Source organism: Pseudomonas sp. S2_A10, assembly GCF_054668465.1.
Genome location: NZ_CP162773.1, coordinates 5,544,040 through 5,569,955, shown reverse-complemented (window position 1 = coordinate 5,569,955; position 25,916 = coordinate 5,544,040). Strand labels below are relative to the sequence as shown.

Here is a 25,916-nt window from a genome sequence, read left to right as displayed (position 1 = left end):
GAATAAAAACGCCCGGCGCGGCCGGGCGTCTCAAACGGAGCAAACGGTCGATCAGATGCGTTTGGCTTGTGCCACTGCGTTGCCGATGTAGTTGGCCGGCGTCAGTTGCTTGAGCTCGGCTTTGGCTTCGGCTGGCATGTCCAGGCCATCGATGAAAGTCTGCAACGCTTCAGGGCTGATGCCCTTGCCACGGGTCAGTTCTTTCAGCTTTTCGTACGGGTTTTCGATGTTGTAGCGACGCATCACGGTCTGGATCGGCTCGGCCAATACTTCCCAGCAAGCATCGAGGTCAGCGGCAATCTTCTGCTCGTTGAGCTCGAGTTTGCTGATGCCTTTGAGGCTGGCTTCGTAAGCGATCACGCTGTGGGCGAAGCCGACACCGAGGTTGCGCAGGACGGTGGAGTCGGTCAGGTCGCGCTGCCAGCGGGAGATCGGCAGCTTGCTCGCCAGGTGCTGGAACAATGCGTTGGCGATACCCAGGTTGCCTTCGGAGTTTTCGAAGTCGATCGGGTTGACCTTGTGCGGCATGGTCGACGAACCGATTTCACCAGCGATGGTGCGCTGCTTGAAATAACCCAAGGAGATATAGCCCCAGATGTCGCGGTCGAAGTCGATCAGGATGGTGTTGAAGCGTGCGATAGCGTCGAACAGCTCGGCGATGTAGTCGTGCGGTTCGATCTGCGTGGTGTACGGGTTGAAGCCCAGGCCCAGCTCGTCTTCGATGAAGGCGCGGGCGTTGGCTTCCCAGTCGATCTGCGGGTAGGCCGACAGGTGCGCGTTGTAGTTGCCGACGGCGCCGTTGATCTTGCCCAGCAGCGGCACGGCAGCGACCTGAGCGATCTGACGCTCGAGACGGTAAACCACGTTGGCCAGTTCTTTACCCAGAGTAGTCGGCGAAGCCGGCTGGCCGTGGGTGCGCGACAGCATCGGCACGTCGGCGAAACGGATCGCCAGTTCGCGGATAGCGTTGGCGGTCTGGCGCATCAGAGGCAGCATCACGTCGTCACGGCCTTCGCGTAGCATCAGGGCGTGGGACAGGTTGTTGATGTCTTCGCTGGTGCAGGCAAAGTGGATGAATTCGCTGACCTTGGCCAGCTCCGGCAGCTTGGCCGCCTGCTCTTTGAGCAGGTATTCGATCGCTTTGACGTCGTGGTTGGTGGTGCGCTCGATCTCTTTGACGCGCTCGGCGTGCTCCAGCGAGAAGTTTTCAGCCAGTTCATTGAGAACGGCGTTGGCCTCGGCGGAGAAGGCTGGCACTTCAGGGATGCCAGCGTGGGCGGCCAGGCGCTGAAGCCAGCGCACTTCAACCAGAACGCGGGCACGGATCAGGCCGTACTCGCTGAAAATCGGGCGCAGGGCCTGGGTTTTGCCGGCGTAGCGGCCGTCAACAGGGGAAACCGCAGTGAGCGAAGAGAGCTGCATGGGGTGTTCTCGGACAGTCGGGCAACGAAATGGGGCGCGTATCATACATGAAAAAATCCGCCGGTCCGTCGCCAACTGACCGGCGTATTACGCGTTACAGACTACAAAGCTTCGTGACGCGGCGTTTACTCGCTGCGCATCAACGGATAAAGCTCTTTAAGCAACTTGCGGCGGCTGATCACCAACTGCCAGCGATGACCACCGAGCTGACGCCACAGGCGCGCCGAGCGGATACCGGCGAGGAGCAGGGCGCGGATCTTCGAGGCATTGCTCGGCTGTTGCAGGTTGCGCATGTCGCCGTGCACCTGAATGCGCTGGCGCAGAGTGCTCAAAGTGTCCTGGTACAACGCACCGCAAGCGGCCACGACGTTTTCGTGGGCCGGGCCAAAATGCTCCACCTGCGACTGGATCTGCGGCAGGCGTTTGGCAATCGTCTCAAGCATGTCGTCACGCTTGGCCAGTTGCCGCTCCAGACCGAGCATCGACAGGGCGTAGCGCAACGGCTCGCGCTGCAAGGTGCTCGGATCGCGCTCAAGGGCGCCAATCAGCGCGCGATAACCCTCGCGCAGATTGATGTCGTCGCCGCCGTACACGTCCAGCGTATCTTTCGGGTCGCGGACCAGCAGGCTGCCGAGCATGCAACTCAGGCCGGCCTCGTTGGTCTGGCCGGTCTTGGCGATGCGATCGACCAGCACGGCGGCGAGAAACACACCGCCCAGCGCTGTCAGTTGCTCCTGAGTCGGGCTCATGCCTGGCCGCTCCACGGCTCGGCCACTTCGATCACGCCGCCACCCAAGCAGATTTCACCGTCATAGAACACCACCGATTGGCCCGGCGTCACCGCGCGTTGCGGTTCGTCGAACACGGCGCGATAACCGCTGGCGGTTTTTTCCAGGGTGCAGGCCTGATCGCTCTGGCGATAGCGCACTTTCGCCGTCAGGCGCAGCGGCTGGCTCAGGTCGATCGGGTTGACCCAGTAAATTTCCGAAGCGAGCAGGGCGCTGGAGAACAGCCACGGATGGTTGTTGCCCTGGCCGACGATCAGCTCGTTGCTCTGCAGATCCTTGCGCAGCACGTACCACGGCTCGTCACCGGCATCCTTCAAGCCGCCGATGCCGAGGCCCTGACGCTGGCCGATGGTGTGGTACATCAAGCCGTGGTGACGGCCGATGACTTCGCCTTCGGTGGTCTTGATCTCGCCCGGTTGTGCCGGCAGGTATTGCTTGAGGAAATCGCTGAAACGGCGCTCGCCGATGAAGCAGATTCCGGTGGAATCCTTCTTTTTGGCGGTGGCCAGTTCGTATTTCTCGGCAATCGCGCGCACTTCAGGCTTTTCCAGTTCGCCGACCGGGAACAGGGTCTTGGCGATCTGTTCGCCGCCGACGGCGTGCAGGAAATAGCTCTGATCCTTGTTCGGATCGAGGCCTTTGAGCAGTTCGGTGCGACCATCGATATCACGGCGGCGCACGTAGTGGCCGGTGGCGATCAGGTCGGCGCCGAGCATCATCGCGTAGTCGAGGAACGCTTTGAACTTGATCTCGCGGTTGCACAGGATGTCCGGGTTCGGCGTGCGCCCGGCCTTGTATTCGGCGAGGAAGTGCTCGAACACGTTGTCCCAGTACTCGGCGGCAAAGTTGGCGGTGTGCAGCTTGATGCCGATCTTGTCGCAGACAGCCTGAGCATCCGCCAGGTCGTCCATGGCGGTGCAGTATTCCGTTCCGTCGTCTTCTTCCCAGTTCTTCATGAACAGGCCTTCCACTTCGTAACCCTGCTCGATCAGCAGAAGGGCGGAAACGGAAGAGTCCACGCCGCCGGACATGCCGACAATGACGCGCTTCTTGGATGTGTCAGAAGGGGCTGGATCACGCATAGGGATTCAATGAGTGTCTTGGAAAAGGGCGCGATTCTATCAGGCTCGCGGCCGCAAGGCTAAAGAGAAGGGCGGATCAGTTCGAGGCTGAAGTGATGACCGGCCAGATAATCGTCGATGCAACGGATGATCAGTTCACTGCGCCAGTTATCGCGCTGGGCGATTAATTCGTCGCGGGTCAGCCACTTGGCGCCGACGATGCCGTCGTCAAGCTGGTAATCCGGGTGATGCTGCACGGCTTTGGCGCTGAAGCATATGCGCTGGTAAGTCACGCCGTTGCTCGGTGCGGTGTACAGATAAATGCCGATCACGCCTGTCGGTTCGACGTCCCAGCCGGTTTCTTCGAGGGTTTCGCGAATGGCCGCATCGATCAGGGTTTCATCCGGATCGAGATGGCCGGCGGGCTGGTTGAGCACATTACGCCCACCTTTGTGCTCTTCGACCATCAGGAAGCGACCGTTGTCCTCGACGATGGTGGCGACGGTGATGTGGGGGAGCCATTCCATAAAACCTTCCTCAATCTATTGGTTAAACCCCAATCCCTGTGGGAGCTGGCTTGCCAGCGATAGCGGTGGTTCAGTCACCATCCATGCTGGATGATAAACCGCCATCGCTGGCAAGCCAGCTCCCACAAAGTTTTGTGGTGATCACAAAACCCGGAAACACAAACCCCGGCACAAGGCCGGGGTCTGTTCACCGCATTACAACCTTAAACCAGCGCAGCAATCGCCGCGTTGAAGGTTGCGCTTGGACGCATCGCCTTGCTGATCAGCTCGGCGTCGGCGTGGTAGTAACCGCCGATGTCGACTGGCTTGCCCTGAACGGCGTTGAGCTCGGCAACGATGGTTGCCTCGTTCTCGGTCAGGGTTTTGGCCAGAGTCGCGAACTGCGCTTGCAGTGCAGCGTCTTCGGTCTGGGCAGCCAGGGCCTGAGCCCAGTACATCGCCAGGTAGAAGTGGCTGCCGCGGTTATCGATGTTGCCGACCTTGCGCGATGGCGACTTGTTGTTGTCGAGGAACTGGCCGGTGGCCTGGTCCAGGGTTTTCGACAGCACCAGTGCTTTCGGGTTGTTGTAGTTCACGCCCAGGTGCTCAAGGGAAGCGGCGAGGGCAAGGAACTCACCCAGCGAATCCCAGCGCAGGAAGTTTTCTTCAACCAGTTGCTGCACGTGCTTCGGCGCCGAACCGCCGGCGCCGGTTTCGAACAGGCCGCCGCCGTTCATCAGCGGCACGATCGACAGCATCTTGGCGCTGGTGCCCAGTTCCATGATCGGGAACAGGTCGGTCAGATAGTCGCGCAGTACGTTGCCGGTCACCGAAATGGTGTCCTTGCCTTCGCGGGTGCGCTGCAGGGTGTACTTCATCGCGTCGACCGGCGCCATGATCTGGATGTCCAGACCGCTGGTGTCGTGGTCCTTCAGGTAGGCCTGAACCTTCTCGATCACCACGCCATCGTGAGCGCGCATCGGGTCGAGCCAGAAGATCGCCGGCGTGCTGCTCGCGCGAGCACGGTTGACGGCCAGTTTGACCCAGTCCTGGATCGGCGCGTCTTTGGTCTGGCACATGCGGAAGATGTCGCCGGCTTCGACAGCCTGTTCCATCAGCAGCTTGCCCTTGCTGTCGGTGACGCGAACAACGCCGTCAGCCTTGATCTGGAAGGTCTTGTCGTGCGAGCCGTACTCTTCGGCTTTCTTCGCCATCAAACCGACGTTCGGCACGCTGCCCATGGTGGTCGGGTCGAAAGCGCCGTTGGCTTTGCAATCTTCGATCACAGCCTGGTAGATGGTCGCGTAGCAACGATCCGGGATCACAGCCTTGGTGTCGTGCAGCTGACCGTCGGTGCCCCACATCTTGCCGGAGTCACGGATCATCGCTGGCATCGAGGCGTCGACGATGACGTCGCTCGGCACGTGCAGGTTGGTGATGCCTTTGTCGGAGTTGACCATCGCCAGCGAAGGACGATCGGCGTAGACCGCTGCGATATCGGCTTCGATCTGCGCTTGCTGCTCGGCCGGCAGGGCCTTGATGCGCGCGTACAGATCGCCGATGCCGTTGTTCAGATTGAAGCCGATCTGGTTCAGCACGTCAGCGTGCTTGGTCAGTGCGTCTTTATAGAACTCGGCAACGATCTGGCCGAACATGATCGGGTCCGAGACCTTCATCATGGTCGCTTTCAGGTGAACCGAGAGCAGTACGCCCTGGGCCTTGGCGTTTTCGATCTCGGCAGCGATGAACGCACGCAGGGCGTTTTTGCTCATCACGGCGCAGTCGAGGATCTCGCCAGCCTGAACGGTGGTCTTTTCTTTCAGAACGGTAGCGGCACCGTCCTTGGCGACCAGTTCGATCTTCACGGCGTCAGCGGCGTCGATCAGGACAGCTTTTTCGCTGCCGTAGAAATCGCCGGTGCTCATGTGAGCGACGTGGGACTTGGAGTCCTTGGCCCAGGCGCCCATTTTGTGCGGGTGCTTGCGCGCATAGTTCTTCACCGACAGCGGAGCGCGGCGGTCGGAGTTGCCTTCACGCAGAACCGGGTTCACGGCGCTGCCCTTTACCTTGTCGTAACGCGCCTTGGCGTCTTTGTCGGCGTCGCTGGTCACGGTTTCCGGGTAGTCCGGCAGGTTGTAGCCCTGCGCCTGCAGCTCTTTGATCGCGGCTTGCAGCTGTGGCACCGAAGCACTGATGTTCGGCAGCTTGATGATGTTGGCTTCAGGCGTAACGGCCAGGTCGCCCAGTTCGGCGAGGTGGTCGGCTACGGCTTTGTCGCCCAGTTGCTCGGGGAAGCTTGCCAGGATGCGCGCTGCAAGAGAGATATCGCGGGTTTCCACGGCGATATCGGCCGAGGCGGTGTAAGCCTCGATGATCGGCAGCAGGGAATAGGTGGCGAGGGCAGGAGCTTCGTCGGTGAAGGTATAGATGATCTTCGAGCGGGTGGGCATATTCGGATTAACTCTCTCTTCTTTGCTAAAGCGTGCGCAGAAACTCGAGGGGCGCCGGGTAAGCGCGTTCGTTCAAAGTCATCCATGAACCGAATGTCGAGATTCTTCGCGGTGATGTTGGGTGCATCAGTAGAGCGTCAAGCAGTCAGGCTGCGGTAACAACCCGACCAATCAGGCGGAAAGTCTCGTGCTAGAGAGGCCAGCCGTCGTGACCCTGTGGTCAGCGGGCGGCATTATACATAGGTAGCTGGCAATCTGCCGATGGTTCATATGCAACGATTCTCGTCCATTGGTCTAAAGGTCGCAGGGCGCGACCGGGCAAAGACTCGTTACGAATGCTGGAGTTTGGCGCTTTTCCCTTTGCTTTCAGGCTTGTAGGAAACGAGATGTGCGCGGCGCAGGAACATAGGGTTTGCGTGTTGATTCAACTGGGTTACGCTCGAAGCAAGCCAGGTGTTCAATCCAAACAATGGAGTTCAGCATGGGTTACAAGAAGATTCAGGTTCCAGCCGTCGGCGACAAAATCACCGTCAATGCAGACCATTCTCTCAATGTTCCTGATAACCCGATCATCCCCTTCATCGAAGGTGACGGTATTGGTGTCGACATCAGTCCGGTGATGATCAAGGTTGTCGATGCTGCTGTTGAAAAGGCCTACGGCGGCAAGCGCAAGATTTCCTGGATGGAAGTCTACGCCGGCGAAAAGGCCACTCAGGTTTATGACCAGGACACCTGGCTGCCGCAGGAAACCCTCGACGCGGTCAAGGATTACGTGGTTTCGATCAAAGGCCCGCTGACCACTCCGGTCGGTGGCGGCATCCGCTCGCTGAACGTGGCCCTGCGTCAGCAGCTCGACCTGTACGTCTGTCTGCGCCCGGTGCGCTGGTTCGAAGGCGTGCCAAGCCCGGTGAAAAAGCCCGGCGATGTCGACATGACCATCTTTCGCGAGAACTCCGAAGACATTTACGCCGGTATCGAATGGAAGGCCGGTTCGCCGGAAGCCACCAAGGTCATCAAATTCCTTAAAGAAGAAATGGGCGTCACCAAGATCCGTTTCGACGAAAACTGCGGCATCGGCGTCAAGCCGGTCTCCCGCGAAGGCACCAGGCGTCTGGCGCGCAAGGCTCTGCAATACGTGGTCGACAATGACCGCGACTCGCTGACCATCGTGCACAAAGGCAACATCATGAAGTTCACCGAAGGTGCCTTCAAGGAGTGGGCCTACGAAGTGGCGGCCGAAGAATTCGGTGCGACGCTGCTCGATGGCGGTCCGTGGATGCAGTTCAAGAACCCGAAAACCGGCAAGAACGTTGTGGTCAAGGACGCCATCGCCGATGCCATGCTCCAGCAGATCCTGCTGCGCCCGGCCGAATACGATGTCATCGCAACGCTTAACCTCAACGGTGACTACCTGTCTGACGCCCTGGCGGCGGAAGTGGGCGGTATCGGCATCGCGCCGGGTGCCAACCTGTCCGACACCGTAGCGATGTTCGAGGCGACCCACGGTACCGCACCGAAATACGCCGGCAAGGATCAGGTCAACCCGGGCTCGCTGATTCTCTCGGCCGAGATGATGTTGCGTCACATGGGCTGGACTGAAGCGGCGGACCTGATCATCAAGGGCACCAACGGTGCGATCGGCGCGAAGACTGTTACTTATGATTTCGAGCGTTTGATGGATGGCGCGAAGCTGGTTTCGTCCTCCGGGTTCGGAGATGCGCTGATTTCGCATATGTAAAAGTTGCAGGCACGCAAAAACCGCCTGACTCGATGGGTTGAGTCAGGCGGTTTTTTTATGACCGAATGTTTTGAGGCTTCAACTGGTTGCCGTTTGTTTTTCCGTGGCAATCGCGCTCGGCGCCGAAGCGACTTCGACCGAAGTTATCTTCACGGCATGCAGCCCTTTAGGGCCTTGAACGATCTCGAAGTTCACCGCCTGACCCGCTTTCAGGGTCTTGTACCCATCCATTTCAATGGCCGAGTAGTGGGCAAAGAAGTCAATGTCCTTGCCATCCTCATCGCGACCTTCCCGGGCATCGGTATTGATAAAGCCGAATCCCTTGGCATTGTTGAACCATTTCACCTTGCCGACAGCCATGCTCAAATCCCTCTGCAACAGACTCCATCGCTGGAGTATCATCCACGACATCCGCAATCGAATTCGATAAAAGAATTGACTCCGCGGATCTTTTTTACCCACTGTGGGCTCTATTGGTTGTAACACCGTTTTCCCGATAGTCAAGGTGACCGGGCAGTCGTAGTTGAAAACGTGTGCAACCGCCCCCACCACTGTATTCGCACAACTGACGAACCTTTTTTTCCATGCATGCAATCAGCCAGATTCGACTAACATTCAATCAGGATCGCCCGCTTCTCCAAAAGGATCTTCCACAGGAGCACGACGACGATTCGGCAGGCGTTGCTGTTCAGGAAGCAAAGCCCGCGTTACAGGCGCCGCCGATGTACAAGGTGGTTTTGTTCAACGATGACTACACACCGATGGATTTCGTCGTCGAAGTGCTCGAGGTGTTTTTTAACCTGAATCGCGAGCTGGCGACCAAGGTCATGCTGGCCGTCCATACAGAAGGACGGGCAGTATGTGGAGTGTTTACCCGCGACATCGCCGAGACAAAGGCCATGCAGGTCAACCAGTACGCCAGGGAAAGCCAGCATCCGCTACTCTGTGAAATCGAGAAGGACGGTTAATCGCCGACCACTTGGGTATGAGGTGAAGCTATGTTAAACCGCGAGCTCGAAGTCACCCTCAATCTTGCCTTCAAGGAGGCTCGTTCGAAGCGTCATGAGTTCATGACCGTCGAACATCTCCTGCTGGCCCTATTGGATAATGAGGCTGCCGCCACCGTTTTGCGTGCCTGCGGCGCAAACCTCGACAAACTCAAGCATGATCTGCAGGAGTTCATCGACTCCACCACGCCATTGATCCCCGTGCATGACGAGGATCGCGAAACCCAGCCAACCCTGGGCTTCCAGCGTGTCCTGCAGCGTGCTGTTTTTCACGTACAGAGCTCGGGCAAGCGCGAAGTGACCGGCGCCAACGTGCTGGTCGCCATCTTCAGTGAGCAAGAGAGTCAGGCCGTGTTCCTGCTGAAACAGCAGAGCGTGGCGCGCATCGATGTCGTCAACTACATCGCCCACGGCATTTCGAAAGTACCGGGGCACGGCGATCACTCTGAAGGTGAACAAGATATGCAGGACGACGAGGGCGGTGAGTCTTCTTCTTCAGGCAATCCTCTGGATGCTTATGCCAGTAACCTCAACGAACTCGCGCGCCAGGGTCGCATTGATCCGTTGGTTGGTCGTGAGTCGGAAGTCGAGCGTGTCGCGCAGATTCTTGCGCGCCGGCGCAAGAACAATCCGCTGCTGGTGGGTGAGGCAGGCGTGGGTAAAACCGCGATTGCCGAAGGCCTGGCCAAGCGCATCGTCGACAATCAGGTGCCGGATCTGCTGGCCAATGCGGTTGTTTATTCGCTCGACCTCGGCGCTCTGCTCGCGGGTACCAAGTATCGCGGTGATTTCGAGAAGCGCTTCAAGGCGCTGCTCAATGAGCTGAAGAAACGTCCGCAGGCGATCCTGTTCATCGACGAGATCCACACCATCATCGGTGCGGGCGCAGCGTCCGGTGGCGTGATGGATGCATCCAATCTGCTCAAGCCGCTGCTGTCGTCTGGCGACATTCGCTGCATCGGTTCGACCACGTTCCAGGAATTTCGCGGCATCTTCGAGAAGGACCGTGCCTTGGCGCGTCGCTTCCAGAAGGTCGATGTCGTCGAGCCGTCGGTGGAAGACACCATCGGTATCCTGCGTGGCCTGAAAGGGCGTTTCGAGCAGCATCACAATATCGAATACAGCGATGAGTCGTTGCGTGCCGCTGCCGAACTGGCGTCGCGCTACATCAATGACCGGCACATGCCGGACAAGGCCATCGACGTGATCGACGAGGCGGGGGCCTACCAGCGTCTGCAACCGGTGGAGATGCGCGTCAAGCGTATCGAAGTGCCACAGGTCGAGGACATCGTCGCGAAGATCGCACGGATTCCGCCAAAGCACGTCACCAGTTCCGACAAGGAGCTGCTGCGTAACCTGGAGCGTGACCTGAAGCTGACGGTGTTTGGTCAGGACGCGGCGATCGATTCGCTGTCGACTGCGATCAAGCTGTCCCGTGCCGGGCTCAAATCGCCGGACAAGCCGGTCGGTTCGTTCCTGTTTGCCGGGCCTACCGGTGTCGGTAAAACCGAGGCCGCGCGACAGCTGGCCAAGGCGCTGGGGATCGAGTTGGTGCGTTTCGACATGTCCGAGTACATGGAGCGTCACACCGTATCGCGTCTGATCGGTGCCCCTCCAGGCTATGTCGGTTTCGACCAGGGCGGTCTGCTGACCGAAGCGATCACCAAGCAGCCACATTGCGTATTGCTGCTCGATGAAATCGAGAAGGCGCATCCGGAAGTCTTCAACCTGCTGTTGCAGGTCATGGACCACGGCACGCTGACCGACAACAACGGGCGCAAGGCGGACTTCCGCAATGTGATCGTGATCATGACCACCAACGCCGGTGCCGAGACGGCAGCGCGGGCTTCGATCGGTTTCACCCATCAGGACCACTCGTCCGATGCGATGGAAGTGATCAAGAAGAGCTTCACGCCGGAATTCCGTAACCGTCTGGACACCATTATCCAGTTTGGTCGCCTCAGCCATGAGGTCATCAAAAGTGTGGTGGACAAGTTCCTCACCGAGCTTCAGGCGCAGCTGGAAGACAAGCGTGTGTTGCTTGAGGTTACTGATGCGGCACGCAGCTGGCTGGCGGCGGGTGGTTATGACTCGGCGATGGGCGCACGTCCGATGGCGCGTCTGATCCAGGACAAGATCAAGCGTCCGCTGGCGGAGGAGATTCTGTTTGGCGAGCTGGCCGAGCATGGCGGTGTGGTGCACATCGACATCAAGGATGGGGAGTTGACGTTCGACTTCGAAACCACGGCTGAGATGGCCTGACGGTCGTATATCAAGAGGGCGCCTTCGGGCGCCTTTTTGTTGCTCGTTGTTTGGTGGGTTTGGGTGAATATCCGTTGCTTCGGTAGCGGCCACTGACGGTTTCGCCTGACGGCGACTTACTTTTTTACAAGCGCCTAAAAAAGTAAGCAAAAAACGCTAGCTCCTGCGTTCGGCCCTCGCAGGCTCGGGTTCCTTCGCTGCGGGACTGATCCGGGCGCAGCGGCTCCGGTTTGCTTCGCTGCACCTCCTTCCGCTGTGTCTGGCTGCGCCAGACGGTCGCTGCGCTCCCAAGCCCGGATCAATCCCTCCGCTCAGCCTTCCGACGTCGCCGGTGGATCAAGATCAAAAGCACTCGAGCTAACGCTCATTGTTGAGTGGTGCGGCTTCGCCGCGGGCAGCTGCGCTGCTTTGCCTTTTGTGGGAGCGAGCCTGCTCGCGAAGGCGGCCTGACAGCCGACCTGTTTCTTGAGGTTGTAATCGATCCAATTGTAGGAGTGAGCCTGCTCGCGATGGCGCCCTGCTGGTCAACCAATTTCCATCAGAGACCCACGATCCAACTGTAGGAGCTGCCGAAGGCTGCGATCTTTTGATCTGGCTTCTGCTTTTGCTCTGGCTCTTGATCTTTTGCCCCTTCGGCAGGCTTCGTTACGGGATCGATCCGGGCGTGGGAGCGCAGCGACCGTACGACGCAGTCGTACACAGCGAGTGTAGGTGCAGCGAAGCAAACCGGAGACGCTGCGCCCGGATCGATCCCGTAACGAAGGAACCCCGAGCCCCAGCGAGTGGGCCGAAGGCCGGGGCAAAGCCTTTTGCTTACTTTTTGCTGGGCCGGCACTCCGGCGTTTGAAAAAGTGAGTCGCTGTAAGAGCGAAACCGCCAGCCGCAGCACCCGCAGCAACGGATATGCCAGCAAAACCCACAAAAATCCAAACCCCAGACAAACAAAAACGCCCGGCATAACCCGGGCGTTCTGTATTGACTTGATTAACGAGCGCGGTAAGTGATCCGCCCTTTGCTCAAGTCATAGGGCGTCAGCTCGACGCGCACTTTGTCACCGGTAAGAATACGAATGTAGTTCTTGCGCATCTTGCCGGAAATATGCGCGGTTACGACGTGCCCATTTTCCAACTCCACACGAAACATGGTGTTGGGCAGGGTGTCGACGACAGTGCCTTCCATTTCGAAGCTGTCTTCTTTCGACATGCAGTAAAGCCCTCGGTATCCAATGAATGGCCCGGTGCAACTGCGCCAGGCAAAAGCGGCGTGCATTGTGCCCGAAAAATGGTGTTTACGCCAAGGGGTTTAGGCCGCGGGTTCAGTTCAGGATGACCCAGCGCTGATTGATCAGCAATTCGATGGGCCGATATTGCGTCTTGTAGTTCATCTTTTTGCAGTTCTTGATCCAGTAACCCAAGTACACGGCCTCAAGGCCCAGACGCTGGCTCTCGGCGATTTGCCAGAGGATTGCGTAACGGCCGAGGCTGCGGCGTTCTTCGTTCGGTTCGTAGAAGGTGTACACCGCTGACAAACCGTTGGGCAGCAGATCGGTCACCGCCACCGCGAGCAACCGTCCGTCGAGTCGAAACTCGTAGAAGCGCGAGAAGGGCAGGTCACGCACCAGGAACGTCGAGAACTGATCGCGGCTTGGCGGGTACATGTCGCCGTCGGCATGGCGCTGTTCTATGTAGCGCTGGTACAGGTCGAAATATTCTTCGCTGAAGTGCGGTTTGACCGGCTGCACCTGCAAATCCGCGTTGCGTTTGTAGATGCGCTTTTGCTGGCGATTAGTGATGAATTGTGCGGAGGGAATGCGCGCAGGCACGCACGCATTGCAATTCTGGCAATGCGGCCGGTACAAATGATCGCCGCTGCGACGAAAGCCCATTTCCGACAGGTCTGCGTAGACATGCACATCCATGGGCTGACTCGGGTCGAGAAACAGCGTCGTGGCCTGCTCCTCGGGCAGATAACTGCAAGAGTGGGGCTGAGTGGCATAAAACTTCAAACGCGCCAACTCGGTCATGAATCAACCCTCGGGATAAGCTGGTGGATTAAGTGTAAGCCACCTGCGCAAAAGTCGCTCAGCAAACCCAGGTCGCTGAATTCGGTTGATCTAGATGGCGCCGCAGATAGTCGGCGAATTCGCCGCGCGGAATCGACCGCGCACCGAGGCTGTGCAGGTGATCGGTCGGCATCTGGCAGTCGATCAGCACAAAACCGGCGGCTTTCAAATGCTGGACCAGCGTGGCAAAGCCATATTTGGACGCGTTGTCAGCGCGGCTGAACATCGACTCGCCAAAAAACAGTTGGCCCATCGCCAGGCCGTACAGGCCGCCGACCAGCTGTCCCTCGTCCCAGACCTCAACCGAATGCGCGAAACCGCGCCGATGCAATTCTACGTAAGCATCCTGCATGGCCTCGGTGATCCAGGTGCCGTCGGCGTAATCACGCGGTGCAGCGCAGGCGCGGATGACGGCGTCGAAATCCTGATCGAAGGTCACTTGATAGCGTTGCTTGCGCAGCAGCTTGCCGAGACTGCGCGAGACGTGCAGTTCGTCGGGAAACAGCACGGTGCGAGGGTCTGGCGACCACCAGAGAATCGGCTGGCCCTCGGAAAACCAGGGGAAGCAGCCATGGCGATAGGCTTGGATCAGTCGATCGGCGGAAAGATCGCCGCCGGCGGCGAGCAATCCGTTCGGCTCGCGCATGGCTTTTTCCAGTGGCGGAAAGGTCAGGGAGTTACGTTGTAACCAAGTCAGCATGGCATCCAGGCTTGCAGAAGGGGAGGGCAGTCAGGGGCGTGCAGGCCCCGCGAAAGAGTTTGCCGCGAAACGGCGCCGCTGTCCTGCACAGATGTCTGCTGCAGTGAGCATTGAGCTGCAACTTGATGTGTCGCCCGTGGTCGTAAGCGTCACCGTACCGATGCTGTCGAGCATTCCTGTGAGCCTGATCCGGCCAGGTTCGCTACGTTCATCAAATACAGCTCATAAGCCTTTGTCACAAAAGACAATGCATGCTCCAATTGCAACGCAGTGCATGTACGTTTGGCTATGCTCAAGGCTGGGGTCTCAAACATGGCATCGGACGCACAAACCCGTACAATGCCGGGTTGTGACAGGCTATACGCTGCGCACAGTGTTTATGGCTGTGTTTATAAAACCAGTGGCACAGTGTTAAAAGTAGTCCCAGTTGAGCTTTTCACCTTTTTTACCTGCCTGGATTGGGCAGTTTTTTATCGTCATTCAATAGATGGACGCGCCTCGGGCGCAGGAAAAGAAGCGTTTTGAAGAAGACCACCGAAGCACCCAAAACAGTCGTTCCGCTCTGGCGCCAGCAACTGCACTACCGGCTCAAGGAAGGTGCATTGATCGCCATTGGCGCTTTGTGCCTGTTCCTGATGATGGCTTTGCTGACCTACGGCAAGGACGATCCGGGGTGGAGCCATAACAGCAAGATCGACGATGTGCAGAACTTCGGCGGCCCGGCCGGCTCGTACAGCGCCGATATCCTGTTCATGGTGCTCGGTTACTTCGCCTATATCTTTCCGTTGCTGCTGGCGGTCAAGGCGTACCAGATCTTCCGTCAACGCCACGAACCATGGCAGTGGAGCGGCTGGCTGTTTTCCTGGCGTCTGATCGGCCTGGTATTCCTCGTGCTCTCCGGTGCTGCGCTGGCGCACATTCATTTCCATGCCGCGACCGGTCTGCCGGCCGGCGCTGGCGGTGCCCTGGGCGAAAGCCTTGGCGATCTGGCGAAGAATGCGCTGAACATTCAGGGCAGCACTTTGCTGTTCATCGCTCTGTTCCTGTTCGGCCTGACCGTATTCACCGACCTGTCGTGGTTCAAGGTGATGGATGTCACCGGCAAGATCACCCTCGATCTGTTCGAACTGTTCCAGGGCGCGCTCAACCGCTGGTGGTCGGCGCGCACAGAACGCAAGCAACTGGTTGCGCAACTGCGTGAGGTCGATGACCGCGTCCACGATGTGGTCGCACCGACTGTCACCGACAAACGCGAACAGGCCAAGGTCAAGGAACGCCTGATCGAGCGCGAGCAAGCGTTGAGCAAGCACATGTCCGACCGCGAGAAGCAGGTGCCACCGGTGATCGCGCCGGCACCGGCCAAGGCGCCGGAGCCGAGCAAGCGCGTGCAGAAAGAGAAGCAGGCGCCGTTGTTCGTCGACAGCGCGGTCGAAGGCACCTTGCCGCCGATCTCCATTCTTGATCCTGCGGAAAAGAAACAGCTCAACTATTCGCCTGAGTCCTTGGCAGCGGTCGGCCACTTGCTGGAAATCAAGCTCAAGGAATTCGGCGTCGAAGTCACCGTTGATTCGATCCATCCGGGTCCAGTGATTACCCGATACGAAATCCAGCCTGCCGCCGGGGTAAAAGTCAGCCGCATCGCCAACCTGGCCAAAGACCTGGCGCGTTCGCTGGCGGTGACCAGTGTGCGGGTGGTCGAGGTGATTCCGGGCAAGACCACTGTCGGTATCGAGATTCCCAACGAAGACCGCCAGATCGTGCGTTTCTCCGAGGTGCTGTCGACCCCCGAGTACGACAACTTCAAATCCCCGGTCACCCTGGCGCTCGGTCATGATATCGGCGGCAAGCCGGTCATTACCGACCTGGCGAAGATGCCGCACTTGCTGGTGGCCGGTACCACCGGTTCCGGTAAGTCCGTGGGCGTGAACGCGATGATCCTGTCGATCCTGTTCAAGTCCGGCCCGGACGACGCCAAGCTGATCATGATCGACCCGAAAATGCTTGAGCTGTCGATCTACGAAGGCATTCCGCACCTGCTCTGCCCGGTTGTGACCGACATGAAGGACGCTGCCAACGCCTTGCGCTGGAGCGTTGCCGAGATGGAGCGTCGCTACAAGCTGATGGCGAAAATGGGCGTGCGTAACTTGTCCGGCTTCAACGCCAAGGTCAAGGAAGCCCAAGATGCCGGCGAGCCGTTGAGCGATCCGCTGTACAAGCGCGAAAGCATTCACGACGAAGCGCCGCTGCTGCAGAAACTGCCGACCATCGTCGTAGTGGTGGACGAATTTGCCGACATGATGATGATCGTCGGCAAGAAGGTTGAAGAGCTGATCGCACGTATTGCGCAAAAGGCGCGTGCGGCGGGGATTCACTTGATTCTTGCGACCCAGCGCCCGTCGGTGGACGTGATCACTGGTCTGATCAAAGCCAACATCCCGACACGTATGGCGTTCCAGGTATCGAGCAAGATCGACTCGCGAACCATCATCGACCAGGGTGGCGCCGAGCAACTGCTCGGTCACGGTGACATGCTCTACATGCCGCCGGGCACCAGTTTGCCGATCCGGGTTCACGGCGCGTTCGTCTCCGACGATGAGGTTCACCGCGTGGTCGAGGCCTGGAAATTGCGCGGTGCGCCTGAGTACAACGACGACATTCTCAACGGTGTCGAAGAGGCGGGCAGCGGCTTTGAAGGCAGCAGCGGTGGTGGCGACGGTGATGATCCAGAAGCCGACGCGCTGTATGACGAAGCGGTGCAGTTCGTCCTCGAAAGTCGTCGTGCGTCGATTTCCGCTGTGCAGCGCAAGCTGAAGATCGGCTACAACCGTGCCGCGCGGATGATCGAGGCGATGGAAATGGCCGGCGTCGTTACCTCAATGAACACCAACGGTTCGCGTGAAGTCCTGGCCCCGGGGCCGGTACGCGACTGAAACGCAACGACTCGAGTGGCGCAATGACGCGCCACTCGCTCTCCCACGAGTATTCAAGAGGACTCTCATGCGCCTTATCCGCATGCTGTTGCCAGTACTGGCGCTGACCACACTCACGGCCCACGCCGATGAAAAGGACGTGGCGCGTCTGACCCAATTGCTCGAAACATCGAAAACCCTGTCGGCGAACTTTTCGCAGTTGACCCTCGATGGCACCGGCACCCAGTTGCAGGAAACCACCGGCAACATGACCCTGCAGCGTCCGGGCCTGTTCTACTGGCACACCAATGCGCCGGCCGAGCAGACCATGGTCTCCGATGGCAAGAAAGTCACCCTGTGGGACCCGGATCTGGAGCAGGCAACCATCAAGAAGCTCGATGAGCGTCTGACCCAGACGCCGGCCTTGCTGTTGTCCGGCGATGTCTCGAAGATCAGCCAGAGCTTCGATATCAGCGCGAAAGAGGCGGGCGGCGTGATCGACTTCACCCTGAAGCCGAAAACCAAGGACACCCTGTTCGACAATCTGCGCCTGTCGTTCCGCAACGGCCTGCTCAATGACATGCAACTGATTGACAGCGTCGGCCAGCGCACCAATATCCTGTTTACCGGGGTCAAGGCCAACGAAGCGGTGCCTGCGTCCAAGTTCAAATTCGACATTCCCAAAGGTGCCGACGTTATCCAGGAATAAACACCGGCACTTTGTGTCAGGGCCTTTGTGGTGAGGGCCTGCTATTGAGGGGCTATTGTGGCGAGGGGATTTATCCCCGTCCGGCTGCGCAGCAGTCGTCGCTTTTGGGGCCGCTTCGCAGCCCAACGGGGATAAATCCGCTCACCACAGGTTCTTCAGCAGATTTCAGAAAATCAGAGGTTTCAACGCTACGTGATGGATCTGTTTCGCAGTGCACCGATTGCCCAACCCTTGGCCGCCCGTCTGCGTGCGGCCAATCTGGATGAGTACGTCGGTCAGGAACACGTGCTCGCTCGCGGCAAGCCTTTGCGTGAGGCGCTGGAGCAGGGCGCGCTGCATTCGATGATCTTCTGGGGACCGCCGGGCGTGGGCAAGACCACCCTGGCGCGCTTGCTCGCAGAAGTCTCCGATGCGCACTTCGAAACGGTTTCGGCGGTGCTCGCCGGGGTCAAGGAAATCCGCCAGGCCGTTGAAATCGCCAAGCAGCAGGCCGGCCAGTACGGCAAGCGCACGATCCTGTTTGTCGATGAAGTGCACCGCTTCAACAAGTCGCAGCAGGACGCGTTTCTGCCCTACGTTGAAGACGGCACGCTGATCTTCATCGGCGCCACCACCGAAAACCCTTCGTTCGAACTGAACAACGCTTTGTTATCGCGTGCCCGCGTCTACGTGCTGAAAAGCCTCGACGAGGCGGCGCTGCGCAAACTGGTGCATCGGGCTTTGACCGAAGAGCGCGGCCTGGGCAAGCGCAACCTGACCCTGAGCGATGAAGGCTTCCAGATGCTGCTGTCGGCCGCCGATGGCGATGGCCGGCGTCTGCTCAATCTGCTGGAAAACGCCTCCGATCTGGCCGAAGACAACAGCGAAATCGGCATCGAGCTGCTGCAAAGCCTGCTCGGCGATACGCGTCGGCGTTTCGACAAGGGCGGTGAAGCGTTCTACGACCAGATCTCGGCCCTGCACAAATCCGTGCGCGGCTCCAATCCCGACGGCGCGCTGTACTGGTTTGCGCGGATGATCGACGGCGGTTGCGATCCGCTGTACCTGGCGCGACGCGTGGTGCGCATGGCGAGCGAAGACATCGGCAACGCCGACCCGCGTGCGCTGAGCCTGTGCCTGGCGGCGTGGGAAGTGCAGGAGCGTCTTGGCAGCCCCGAGGGCGAATTGGCAGTCGCCCAAGCCATTACTTATCTGGCCTGTGCACCGAAAAGCAATGCGGTGTACATGGGCTTCAAAACCGCGCTGCGCGCGGCGGCTGAGAACGGCTCGCTGGAAGTGCCGCTGCATCTGCGCAACGCACCGACCAAGCTGATGAAGCAATTGGGTTACGGCGACGAATACCGCTATGCCCATGATGAACCGGATGCTTATGCTGCCGGTGAAGACTATTTTCCGGAAGAACTCGAGCCGATTCCGTTCTATCAGCCCGTGCCCCGCGGCCTGGAGTTGAAGATTGGCGAAAAACTCAATCACCTCGCTCAACTCGATCGTCTGAGCCCTCGGCAGCGGAGAAAATAGTGGTTCCATTGATACTCGCAGTGTCGGTCGGCGGTGTTGCCGGCACCTTGTTGCGCTTCGCCACCGGTAATTGGGTCAGCGCCAATTGGCCGCGGCACTTCTATACCGCGACGCTGGCCGTTAATATCGTGGGCTGCCTGCTGATTGGCGTGTTGTACGGCCTGTTTCTGATACGCCCGGAGGTGCCGATCGAGGTGCGCGCCGGGTTGATGGTCGGCTTCCTCGGGGGGCTGACGACTTTTTCATCCTTTTCACTGGATACGGTGCGCCTGCTGGAAAGCGGGCAAGTGTTGCTGGCCCTGGGCTACGCGGCACTCAGCGTATTCGGCGGGCTGCTCGCGACGTGGGCCGGCCTGTCCCTGACCAAACTTTGATAACGAGAAACCGACATGCTCGATTCCAAACTGTTACGTAGCAACCTTCAGGACGTAGCGGACCGCCTGGCTTCCCGTGGCTTTGCCCTGGACACCGCGCGCATCGAAGCGCTGGAAGAACAGCGCAAGACCGTCCAGACCCGCACCGAAGCACTGCAGGCTGAGCGTAACGCGCGTTCCAAATCCATCGGGCAGGCCAAGCAGCGCGGCGAAGACATCGCGCCGCTGATGGCGGACGTCGAGCGCATGGCAGGCGAGCTGAGCGCTGGCAAGGTCGAGCTGGACGCGATCCAGACCGAACTCGATTCGATCCTGCTCGGTATCCCCAACCTGCCGCACGAATCGGTTCCGGTCGGCAAGGACGAAGACGACAACGTCGAAGTGCGCCGCTGGGGCACCCCGACCCAGTTCGATTTCGAAGTGAAAGACCACGTCGCCCTCGGCGAGAAGTTCGGCTGGCTGGATTTTGAAACCGCCGCCAAGCTGTCCGGTGCTCGTTTCGCCTTGCTGCGCGGCCCGATCGCGCGTCTGCATCGCGCACTGGCGCAGTTCATGATCAACCTGCATGTCACCGAACATGGCTACGAAGAGGCTTACACGCCTTATCTGGTTCAGGCTCCGGCGCTGCAAGGTACCGGCCAGCTGCCGAAGTTCGAAGAAGATCTGTTCAAGATTGCCCGCGAAGGCGAAGCCGATCTGTACCTGATTCCAACCGCCGAAGTGTCGCTGACCAACATCGTTGCCGGCGAAATCGTCGATTCCAAACTGCTGCCGATCAAGTTTGTCGCCCACACCCCGTGCTTCCGCAGCGAAGCCGGTGCGTCGGGTCGCGACACGCGTGGCATGATCCGCCAGCACCAGTTCGACAAAGTCGAAATGGTCCAGATCGTCGAGCCGTCGCAATCGATGGAAGCGCTGGAAAGCCTGACTGCCAACGCCGAAAAAGTCCTGCAGCTGCTCGGCCTGCCTTACCGCACCCTGGCGCTGTGCACCGGCGACATGGGGTTCAGCGCCGTCAAGACCTATGACCTGGAAGTGTGGATTCCGAGCCAGGACAAATACCGCGAAATCTCCTCGTGCTCCAACTGCGGCGACTTCCAGGCGCGGCGCATGCAGGCGCGTTTCCGTAACCCGGAAACCGGCAAGCCTGAGCTGGTGCACACCTTGAACGGCTCTGGTCTGGCGGTCGGTCGTACTCTGGTTGCGGTACTGGAAAACTACCAGCAGGCCGACGGTTCGATCCGCGTTCCGGACGTGCTCAAGCCGTACATGGGTGGCCTTGAGGTCATCGGCTAAATGAAATATCTGCCGCTGTTTCACAACCTGCGCGGCAGTCGTGTGTTGGTTGTCGGTGGGGGGGAAATTGCCTTGCGCAAATCCCGCCTGCTGGCCGATGCCGGTGCGCTGCTGCGGGTGGTCGCACCTGAAATCGAAACGCAACTGGCCGAACTGGTCGCTGCCAGTGGCGGTGAGTGCCTGTTGCGCGGTTACGCCGAAACGGATCTGGACGGTTGCGGGCTGATCATTGCCGCTACCGACGACGAAACGCTCAACGCGCAAGTCTCCACCGATGCCCACCGCCGTTGCGTGCCGGTCAACGTGGTCGATGCGCCGGCCTTGTGCAGCGTGATCTTCCCGGCGATCGTCGATCGCTCGCCGTTGATCATCGCCGTGTCCAGCGGCGGCGATGCGCCGGTACTGGCGCGCCTGACCCGCGCAAAAATCGAAACCTGGATTCCTTCGACTTACGGCCAGTTGGCTGGGTTGGCTGCGCGTTTCCGCAATCAGGTGAAAAACCTGTTTCCTGATGTGCAGCAGCGTCGCGGCTTCTGGGAAGACGTTTTCCAGGGCCCGATCGCCGATCGTCAACTGGCCGGGCAGGGCGCTGAAGCCGAGCGCCTGTTGCAGGCCAAGGTCGATGGCGAGCCAATGGTCACCACTGGCGAGGTTTATCTGGTCGGTGCCGGCCCGGGTGATCCGGATCTGTTGACCTTCCGCGCACTGCGTCTGATGCAGCAAGCCGATGTGGTGCTCTATGACCGCCTGGTGGCGCCGGCGATTCTCGAGTTGTGCCGTCGCGATGCCGAGCGGGTATATGTCGGCAAGCGGCGCTCCGAGCACGCCGTGCCGCAGGATCAGATCAACCAGCAACTGGTCGATCTGGCCAAGGCCGGCAAGCGTGTGGTGCGATTGAAGGGCGGCGATCCGTTTATTTTCGGCCGCGGAGGCGAAGAGATCGAAGAGCTGGCGGCCCACGGTATTCCATTCCAGGTGGTGCCAGGAATCACGGCGGCCAGCGGTTGCGCCGCTTATGCGGGGATCCCGCTGACCCACCGTGACCATGCGCAGTCCGTGCGGTTTGTCACTGGCCACTTGAAGGATGGTTCCACCGATCTGCCATGGGCTGACCTGGTGGCTCCGGCGCAGACGCTGGTGTTCTACATGGGCCTGGTGGGCCTGCCGATCATCTGCGAGCAGTTGATCAAGCATGGTCGCGCGGCGGATACCCCGGCGGCGTTGATTCAGCAGGGCACTACAGTCAATCAGCGGGTTTTCACCGGGACGCTGGCGGATCTGCCGCGAATGGTGGCGGAGCATGAAGTGCATGCGCCGACTCTGGTGATTGTCGGCGAGGTGGTGCAACTGCGCGAGAAGCTGGCGTGGTTTGAAGGGGCTCAGGCGCAGGTCTGAGTCAGATCAAAAGATCGCAGCCTTCGGCAGCTCCTACAGAGGAACGCATTCTCATGTAGGAGCTGCCGAAGGCTGCGATCTTTTGCTTCTGCTGTTAGCCCTTTAACCAAACCCCTTTCCCGATCAACCGCGACCGGTCATGCGCTACGCTGAAATCCTGCTGCGGCCCCTTCGGCACCACGCCGGTCGGGTTGATGGTCTTGTGGCTGCCATAGTAGTGATGCTTGATGTGCTGGAAATCCACCGTCTCGGCAATACCCGGCCATTGATACATCTCGCGCAGCCAGTTCGACAGATTCGGGTAATCGGCAATCCGCCGCAGGTTGCACTTGAAGTGCCCGTGATACACCGCGTCAAAGCGAATCATCGTGGTAAACAGGCGCACGTCGGCCTCGGTCAGGTATTCCCCGCTCAGGTAGCGATTGGCACCCAGCAGTTGCTCCAGATGATCCAGTTCGGCGAATACTTCATCGAACGCCTGTTCGTATGCCTGTTGCGAGGTGGCGAACCCGGCACGATAGACACCGTTGTTCACCGCCGGGTAGATCCGCTCGTTCAGCGCATCGATCTCGTTGCGTAGCGGCGCCGGATAAAAGTCCAGATCGTTACCAGTGATCCCGTCGAAGGCGCTGTTGAACATGCGGATGATTTCCGCCGATTCATTGCTGACGATGCGCTTGAGTTTCTTGTCCCACAGCACTGGCACCGTCACGCGCCCGGTGTAATCAGGCGTGTCGGCGGTGTATCGCTGATGCATGAAATCGAAGCCATCGAGTTTGTCGCCTGTCGAACCCAACGCCTTGTCGAAGGTCCAGCCGTTCTCCAGCATGAGCCAGCTGACCACCGACACGTCGATCAGACCTTCCAGCCCTTTGAGTTTGCGCAGAATCAGCGTGCGATGCGCCCAAGGGCAGGCGAGGGAAACATAGAGGTGATAGCGCCCGGCTTCAGCAGTGAAACCGCCTTCACCGCTGGGGCCTGGTTGACCGTCGGCGGTCACCCAGTTGCGGCGTTGCGCCTGTTCGCGCTGGAACGCGCCGTCCTTGCTGCTTTCGTACCACTTGTCCTGCCAGTGGCCGTCGACGAGTAAACCCATGATCAAGACTCCCAAAACCAATATTCGTTGGAGTCGAGTCTATTCCGATGAGTTCGAACAAAAAGCGCAAAGATCGGGCGCTAATGATCGGTTAGATCGATGTGTTGCGTGCCGCCCAATATTGCTCTGCGGTCGCAAAGGCCTGTTCGCGATTCTGACCGAGACCGCGCAGGGCGAGGGCCATGGTCGCAATCAAGGCCATTTGCGGGTAACTGTCGACCACATCGCCACGCCACACGGCTTTCAAGTGCTCGATTTCCAGCGAAGCGGGTTTGACGTGGCGCTGCGCTGACAGCTGCGGCCATTCTTCGTCCCAGCTCTGACCGCCGCTGGTGCCGTAAAGGTGGCTGGTGGCGTCGGGGTTGATCTCGATTTCACCGCCATCACCCTTGACCACAATTGCCGCGTCGCCGAGCAAGCCGCTGGCATCGCGATGCACCGCCTGGTAACCCGGGTGAAAAATGCTTTGCAGGCCGCAGCGTGCGCCCAACGGATTGAGAATCCGCGCCAGCGAGTGGATCGGCGACCGCAGGCCCAAGGTATTGCGCAGGTCGATCATCTTTTGCAACTGCGGCGCCCAGTCCACGAGCGGCATAAACGCCAGGCCGCCGTTGTCCAGTGCCGCGCCGACCTGCTGCCAATTGCGGCACAGGGGAATGTTCAGTTCGCCCAGCAGTTGTTCGCTATACAGGCGCCCGGCCGTGTGCGCGCCGCCGCCATGCATGAAGATGCGTACGCCGTTTTGCGCCAGGCACTTGGCCGCCAGCAGATACCACGGCAGGTGGCGTTTTTTGCCGGCGTAGGTCGGCCAGTCCAGGTCGACATTCAATGCGGGCGCGTGCAAGCGTGCGCGCAGGGCTTCGGTAAATCCGGCCATTTCCTCGGCACTTTCTTCCTTGTGCCGCAGCAACATCAGGAAGGCGCCGAGTTGCGTATCCTCGACTTGGTCATCGAGCACCATGCCCATGGCCTCGCGGGCTTCTTCGCGCGTCAGGTCGCGGGCGCCGCGCTTGCCCTTGCCGAGAATGCGCACGAATTGCGCGAACGGATGCTCGGCAGGCGTTTCGAGGGTCAAAGCTGGAAAGTCGTTCATAGGCAATTCGTCGGTTTGGGCAGGCCCGCCAGTTTCGCGGCGAGTTTGGCAGGGGTGCCTTTGAACAGTCGGTTCAGGTGCAGGCTGTTGCCTTTGTCCGCGCCAAGTTTCAACGCGGTGTACTTGATCAGCGGCCGCGTGGCCGGCGATAGCTGGAATTCGGCGTAGAAGCTACGCAGAAGCTCAAGGACTTCCCAGTGTTCGGGCGTCAACTCGATGTCTTCAGCGGCGGCGAGGGCGCTGGCGACTTCAGCCGACCAGTCGCTGAGGTCAACGAGAAAGCCATCCTTGTCCAGTTCGATGGCGCGGGCGCCGACGGTCATTGAATTCATAGCCAGCTGTTGACCTTGGCGTGATGGATCGACAGTTCGACAAACGCCGGGTAGTCGATGGCCTCGGCCCAGTCTGGAATCTCGATCGCACGCGCCTGTGCGTCCTCAATCAATACAAACAGTCTGATTGCTCGCTCTTGAAGGGTTGAGAACGGCACAGTGTCCGGTTGCAGCGCATACACCGCATCGCCGGACAACAATACCGCATCGGCGCTGCCGAGCAGGCGCAGGCAACTGCTCAGACGATCGTCGCCGAACGGGGAATGAGACAACACATGCAAAGTCGACATCAGAGGGTGATCACCTGATCGTAACGGTCAATAAGGGCGGTGATGTGGTCAGCAGCAAGCGGCTGCGCCTCGTCCAGCGACAGGTTGCCAAGACCGCGAGCATTGGCGCTTTCGGCGCAATAGAACAGCTCTTCGACACCAAACATCGGCAGCGCCTGCAGATTGGCGCTGAGGTCTTTCTGCTGCAAGGCCTTGGCGTTCTGCCCGGCGGCCAGTTGCAGCACGCCGTCATCGAGAAACAGCAAACCGATCGGCAGATCAAAGGCGCCACCGGCCAGCACGATATCCAGCGCTTCCCGCGCACCGGGGCCGGACCATGGCGATTGGCGGCTGATGATCAACAGCGATTTGGCCATGTTCAAGCGCCTCCGAAACAGATGAGACGGTCAGCGTCCTGCACGGCATCGTGCAATTGACCCAGACCGGACAATTCCCACGGCGCGCTCAGCGAAATCGCTTCACGCTGGTAACGCTTGGCTTCTTCTTCGTTCAACACACCACGGCGCAGAGCGGCGGCGATGCAGACCACGCCATCCAGTTGCTTTTCGTTGATGAAGGCGCGCCATTGCTTGGGCAAGTCCTGTTCATCCTGCGGCGTCACCACGGCATCGGAGGCGTTGAACACGCCGTCCTGATAGAAGAACAGCCGAACAATCTCATGGCCGCCGGCCAGCGCGGCCTGGGCAAACAGCAGGGCACGGCGCGAGGAGGGCGCATGGGCGGCGGAAAACAGCGCGATGGCGAACTTCATGATGGACTCGATCAGCGAAACTGCGGCCATGATAAAGCTTTATCGCTCGTGCCGCGAAACCCGAGTTTTACGCAGATACCTTTGTAGGAGCTGCCGAAGGCTGCGATCTTTTGATCTTGAAGAGCAAAATCAAAAGATCGCAGCCTTCGGCAGCTCC

24 protein-coding genes are annotated in these 25,916 nt (G+C 59.5%); 9 read left to right on the top strand and 15 right to left on the bottom strand.

The window, feature by feature from the left end:
* Positions 1-51: 51 nt before the first annotated feature.
* From purB to AB4N41_RS24925, 5 genes are all read right to left on the bottom strand, one after another.
* On the bottom strand, positions 52-1,422 hold the full coding sequence (gene purB / locus AB4N41_RS24945; RefSeq protein ID WP_003223822.1) for an adenylosuccinate lyase: 1,371 nt from the start codon (positions 1,420-1,422) through the stop codon (positions 52-54).
* A 125-nt stretch (positions 1,423-1,547) separates the two neighbouring features.
* Positions 1,548-2,171: a high frequency lysogenization protein HflD gene (gene hflD / locus AB4N41_RS24940; protein WP_039763308.1), complete on the bottom strand. Its 624-nt coding sequence runs from the start codon at positions 2,169-2,171 to the stop codon at positions 1,548-1,550.
* Complete coding sequence (mnmA, locus tag AB4N41_RS24935) at positions 2,168-3,292, bottom strand: tRNA 2-thiouridine(34) synthase MnmA (RefSeq protein ID WP_041477077.1); 1,125 nt, start codon at positions 3,290-3,292, stop codon at positions 2,168-2,170. The genes hflD and mnmA overlap by 4 nt, the downstream gene beginning before the upstream one ends.
* A gap of 59 nt (positions 3,293-3,351) precedes the next feature.
* Positions 3,352-3,798 (bottom strand): NUDIX hydrolase, encoded by a 447-nt coding sequence (locus AB4N41_RS24930; protein ID WP_016775271.1) that lies wholly within the window; start codon positions 3,796-3,798, stop codon positions 3,352-3,354.
* Positions 3,799-4,001: 203 nt separating this feature from the next.
* Positions 4,002-6,227 (bottom strand): NADP-dependent isocitrate dehydrogenase, encoded by a 2,226-nt coding sequence (locus tag AB4N41_RS24925; RefSeq protein WP_460138159.1) that lies wholly within the window; start codon positions 6,225-6,227, stop codon positions 4,002-4,004.
* Positions 6,228-6,708: 481 nt separating this feature from the next.
* On the opposite strand from AB4N41_RS24925, the gene icd reads away from it, so the two are divergent.
* Positions 6,709-7,965, top strand: coding sequence for an NADP-dependent isocitrate dehydrogenase (icd, locus tag AB4N41_RS24920; protein WP_056788899.1), 1,257 nt, complete (start codon positions 6,709-6,711; stop codon positions 7,963-7,965).
* 78 nt (positions 7,966-8,043) lie between these two features.
* Here the strand turns inward: icd and AB4N41_RS24915 are convergent, their stop codons facing one another.
* Positions 8,044-8,325: a cold shock domain-containing protein gene (locus AB4N41_RS24915; RefSeq protein ID WP_236168574.1), complete on the bottom strand. Its 282-nt coding sequence runs from the start codon at positions 8,323-8,325 to the stop codon at positions 8,044-8,046.
* 224 nt (positions 8,326-8,549) lie between these two features.
* Here AB4N41_RS24915 and clpS point away from each other — a divergent pair, with 224 nt between their 5' ends.
* Entirely contained in the window at positions 8,550-8,933 is a 384-nt protein-coding gene (gene clpS, locus AB4N41_RS24910) for an ATP-dependent Clp protease adapter ClpS (RefSeq protein WP_011334948.1), read from the top strand.
* Positions 8,934-8,963: 30 nt separating this feature from the next.
* Positions 8,964-11,234: an ATP-dependent Clp protease ATP-binding subunit ClpA gene (gene clpA, locus AB4N41_RS24905; protein WP_016775266.1), complete on the top strand. Its 2,271-nt coding sequence runs from the start codon at positions 8,964-8,966 to the stop codon at positions 11,232-11,234.
* A gap of 984 nt (positions 11,235-12,218) precedes the next feature.
* Here the strand turns inward: clpA and infA are convergent.
* The 3 genes from infA to aat all read right to left on the bottom strand — a co-directional run bounded on the left by infA (position 12,219) and on the right by aat (position 13,996).
* The gene (infA, locus tag AB4N41_RS24900; protein WP_002553999.1) at positions 12,219-12,437 is read right to left on the bottom strand and encodes a translation initiation factor IF-1; all 219 of its coding nucleotides are present in this window, start codon (positions 12,435-12,437) and stop codon (positions 12,219-12,221) included.
* 112 nt (positions 12,438-12,549) lie between these two features.
* On the bottom strand, positions 12,550-13,257 hold the full coding sequence (locus AB4N41_RS24895; RefSeq protein WP_041477071.1) for an arginyltransferase: 708 nt from the start codon (positions 13,255-13,257) through the stop codon (positions 12,550-12,552).
* Positions 13,258-13,315: 58 nt separating this feature from the next.
* Positions 13,316-13,996 carry a leucyl/phenylalanyl-tRNA--protein transferase gene (aat, locus tag AB4N41_RS24890; RefSeq protein ID WP_095182060.1) on the bottom strand — a complete coding sequence of 227 codons (681 nt, stop codon included), beginning with the start codon at positions 13,994-13,996 and terminating at the stop codon, positions 13,316-13,318.
* A 521-nt stretch (positions 13,997-14,517) separates the two neighbouring features.
* On the opposite strand from aat, the gene ftsK reads away from it, so the two are divergent.
* From ftsK to cysG, 6 genes are all read left to right on the top strand, one after another.
* Positions 14,518-16,926 carry a DNA translocase FtsK gene (ftsK, locus tag AB4N41_RS24885; protein ID WP_041477069.1) on the top strand — a complete coding sequence of 803 codons (2,409 nt, stop codon included), beginning with the start codon at positions 14,518-14,520 and terminating at the stop codon, positions 16,924-16,926.
* Positions 16,927-16,993: 67 nt separating this feature from the next.
* Complete coding sequence (lolA, locus tag AB4N41_RS24880; RefSeq protein WP_016775262.1) at positions 16,994-17,614, top strand: outer membrane lipoprotein chaperone LolA; 621 nt, start codon at positions 16,994-16,996, stop codon at positions 17,612-17,614.
* A gap of 195 nt (positions 17,615-17,809) precedes the next feature.
* Positions 17,810-19,132, top strand: a complete 1,323-nt coding sequence (locus AB4N41_RS24875) for a replication-associated recombination protein A (RefSeq protein WP_051600478.1) — start codon at positions 17,810-17,812, stop codon at positions 19,130-19,132.
* Positions 19,132-19,506 (top strand): fluoride efflux transporter CrcB, encoded by a 375-nt coding sequence (crcB, locus tag AB4N41_RS24870; RefSeq protein ID WP_016775261.1) that lies wholly within the window; start codon positions 19,132-19,134, stop codon positions 19,504-19,506. The genes AB4N41_RS24875 and crcB overlap by 1 nt, the downstream gene beginning before the upstream one ends.
* Positions 19,507-19,521: 15 nt before the next feature.
* The gene (gene serS, locus AB4N41_RS24865) at positions 19,522-20,802 is read left to right on the top strand and encodes a serine--tRNA ligase (protein WP_041477066.1); all 1,281 of its coding nucleotides are present in this window, start codon (positions 19,522-19,524) and stop codon (positions 20,800-20,802) included.
* Positions 20,803-22,197, top strand: coding sequence for a siroheme synthase CysG (cysG, locus tag AB4N41_RS24860; protein WP_460138157.1), 1,395 nt, complete (start codon positions 20,803-20,805; stop codon positions 22,195-22,197).
* 94 nt (positions 22,198-22,291) lie between these two features.
* Here the strand turns inward: cysG and AB4N41_RS24855 are convergent, their stop codons facing one another.
* The 6 genes from AB4N41_RS24855 to tusD form a co-directional block, all read right to left on the bottom strand.
* Positions 22,292-23,293 carry a glutathione S-transferase family protein gene (locus AB4N41_RS24855; RefSeq protein WP_150634945.1) on the bottom strand — a complete coding sequence of 334 codons (1,002 nt, stop codon included), beginning with the start codon at positions 23,291-23,293 and terminating at the stop codon, positions 22,292-22,294.
* A 91-nt stretch (positions 23,294-23,384) separates the two neighbouring features.
* Positions 23,385-24,386: a glycosyl transferase family protein gene (locus tag AB4N41_RS24850; protein ID WP_375122372.1), complete on the bottom strand. Its 1,002-nt coding sequence runs from the start codon at positions 24,384-24,386 to the stop codon at positions 23,385-23,387.
* Positions 24,383-24,718: a TusE/DsrC/DsvC family sulfur relay protein gene (locus tag AB4N41_RS24845; RefSeq protein WP_016770652.1), complete on the bottom strand. Its 336-nt coding sequence runs from the start codon at positions 24,716-24,718 to the stop codon at positions 24,383-24,385. Before AB4N41_RS24845 ends, AB4N41_RS24850 begins: the two co-directional genes overlap by 4 nt.
* On the bottom strand, positions 24,715-25,008 hold the full coding sequence (gene tusB / locus AB4N41_RS24840) for a sulfurtransferase complex subunit TusB (protein WP_056788919.1): 294 nt from the start codon (positions 25,006-25,008) through the stop codon (positions 24,715-24,717). The genes AB4N41_RS24845 and tusB overlap by 4 nt, the downstream gene beginning before the upstream one ends.
* Complete coding sequence (gene tusC / locus AB4N41_RS24835) at positions 25,008-25,364, bottom strand: sulfurtransferase complex subunit TusC (protein WP_095182056.1); 357 nt, start codon at positions 25,362-25,364, stop codon at positions 25,008-25,010. The genes tusB and tusC overlap by 1 nt, the downstream gene beginning before the upstream one ends.
* A gap of 2 nt (positions 25,365-25,366) precedes the next feature.
* Positions 25,367-25,759, bottom strand: coding sequence for a sulfurtransferase complex subunit TusD (gene tusD, locus AB4N41_RS24830; RefSeq protein ID WP_041477377.1), 393 nt, complete (start codon positions 25,757-25,759; stop codon positions 25,367-25,369).
* Between the last annotated feature and the right edge of the window lie 157 nt (positions 25,760-25,916).

What these genes read in the sequence shown, in the direction of transcription:
- AB4N41_RS24895 (WP_041477071.1), bottom strand. Translation starts at nt 13,257, where the DNA reads ATGACCGAGTTGGCGCGTTTGAAGTTTTATGCCACTCAGCCCCACTCT.
- aat (WP_095182060.1), bottom strand. Translation starts at nt 13,996, where the DNA reads ATGCTGACTTGGTTACAACGTAACTCCCTGACCTTTCCGCCACTGGAA.
- lolA (WP_016775262.1), top strand. Translation starts at nt 16,994, where the DNA reads ATGCGCCTTATCCGCATGCTGTTGCCAGTACTGGCGCTGACCACACTC.
- mnmA (WP_041477077.1), bottom strand. Translation starts at nt 3,292, where the DNA reads ATGCGTGATCCAGCCCCTTCTGACACATCCAAGAAGCGCGTCATTGTC.
- AB4N41_RS24875 (WP_051600478.1), top strand. Translation starts at nt 17,810, where the DNA reads ATGGATCTGTTTCGCAGTGCACCGATTGCCCAACCCTTGGCCGCCCGT.
- AB4N41_RS24855 (WP_150634945.1), bottom strand. Translation starts at nt 23,293, where the DNA reads ATGGGTTTACTCGTCGACGGCCACTGGCAGGACAAGTGGTACGAAAGC.
- AB4N41_RS24930 (WP_016775271.1), bottom strand. Translation starts at nt 3,798, where the DNA reads ATGGAATGGCTCCCCCACATCACCGTCGCCACCATCGTCGAGGACAAC.
- tusC (WP_095182056.1), bottom strand. Translation starts at nt 25,364, where the DNA reads ATGGCCAAATCGCTGTTGATCATCAGCCGCCAATCGCCATGGTCCGGC.
- AB4N41_RS24850 (WP_375122372.1), bottom strand. Translation starts at nt 24,386, where the DNA reads ATGAACGACTTTCCAGCTTTGACCCTCGAAACGCCTGCCGAGCATCCG.
- AB4N41_RS24925 (WP_460138159.1), bottom strand. Translation starts at nt 6,227, where the DNA reads ATGCCCACCCGCTCGAAGATCATCTATACCTTCACCGACGAAGCTCCT.
- purB (WP_003223822.1), bottom strand. Translation starts at nt 1,422, where the DNA reads ATGCAGCTCTCTTCGCTCACTGCGGTTTCCCCTGTTGACGGCCGCTAC.
- tusD (WP_041477377.1), bottom strand. Translation starts at nt 25,759, where the DNA reads ATGAAGTTCGCCATCGCGCTGTTTTCCGCCGCCCATGCGCCCTCCTCG.
- serS (WP_041477066.1), top strand. Translation starts at nt 19,522, where the DNA reads ATGCTCGATTCCAAACTGTTACGTAGCAACCTTCAGGACGTAGCGGAC.
- clpA (WP_016775266.1), top strand. Translation starts at nt 8,964, where the DNA reads ATGTTAAACCGCGAGCTCGAAGTCACCCTCAATCTTGCCTTCAAGGAG.
- cysG (WP_460138157.1), top strand. Translation starts at nt 20,803, where the DNA reads ATGAAATATCTGCCGCTGTTTCACAACCTGCGCGGCAGTCGTGTGTTG.
- AB4N41_RS24845 (WP_016770652.1), bottom strand. Translation starts at nt 24,718, where the DNA reads ATGAATTCAATGACCGTCGGCGCCCGCGCCATCGAACTGGACAAGGAT.
- tusB (WP_056788919.1), bottom strand. Translation starts at nt 25,008, where the DNA reads ATGTCGACTTTGCATGTGTTGTCTCATTCCCCGTTCGGCGACGATCGT.
- hflD (WP_039763308.1), bottom strand. Translation starts at nt 2,171, where the DNA reads ATGAGCCCGACTCAGGAGCAACTGACAGCGCTGGGCGGTGTGTTTCTC.
- infA (WP_002553999.1), bottom strand. Translation starts at nt 12,437, where the DNA reads ATGTCGAAAGAAGACAGCTTCGAAATGGAAGGCACTGTCGTCGACACC.
- clpS (WP_011334948.1), top strand. Translation starts at nt 8,550, where the DNA reads ATGCATGCAATCAGCCAGATTCGACTAACATTCAATCAGGATCGCCCG.
- AB4N41_RS24915 (WP_236168574.1), bottom strand. Translation starts at nt 8,325, where the DNA reads ATGGCTGTCGGCAAGGTGAAATGGTTCAACAATGCCAAGGGATTCGGC.
- icd (WP_056788899.1), top strand. Translation starts at nt 6,709, where the DNA reads ATGGGTTACAAGAAGATTCAGGTTCCAGCCGTCGGCGACAAAATCACC.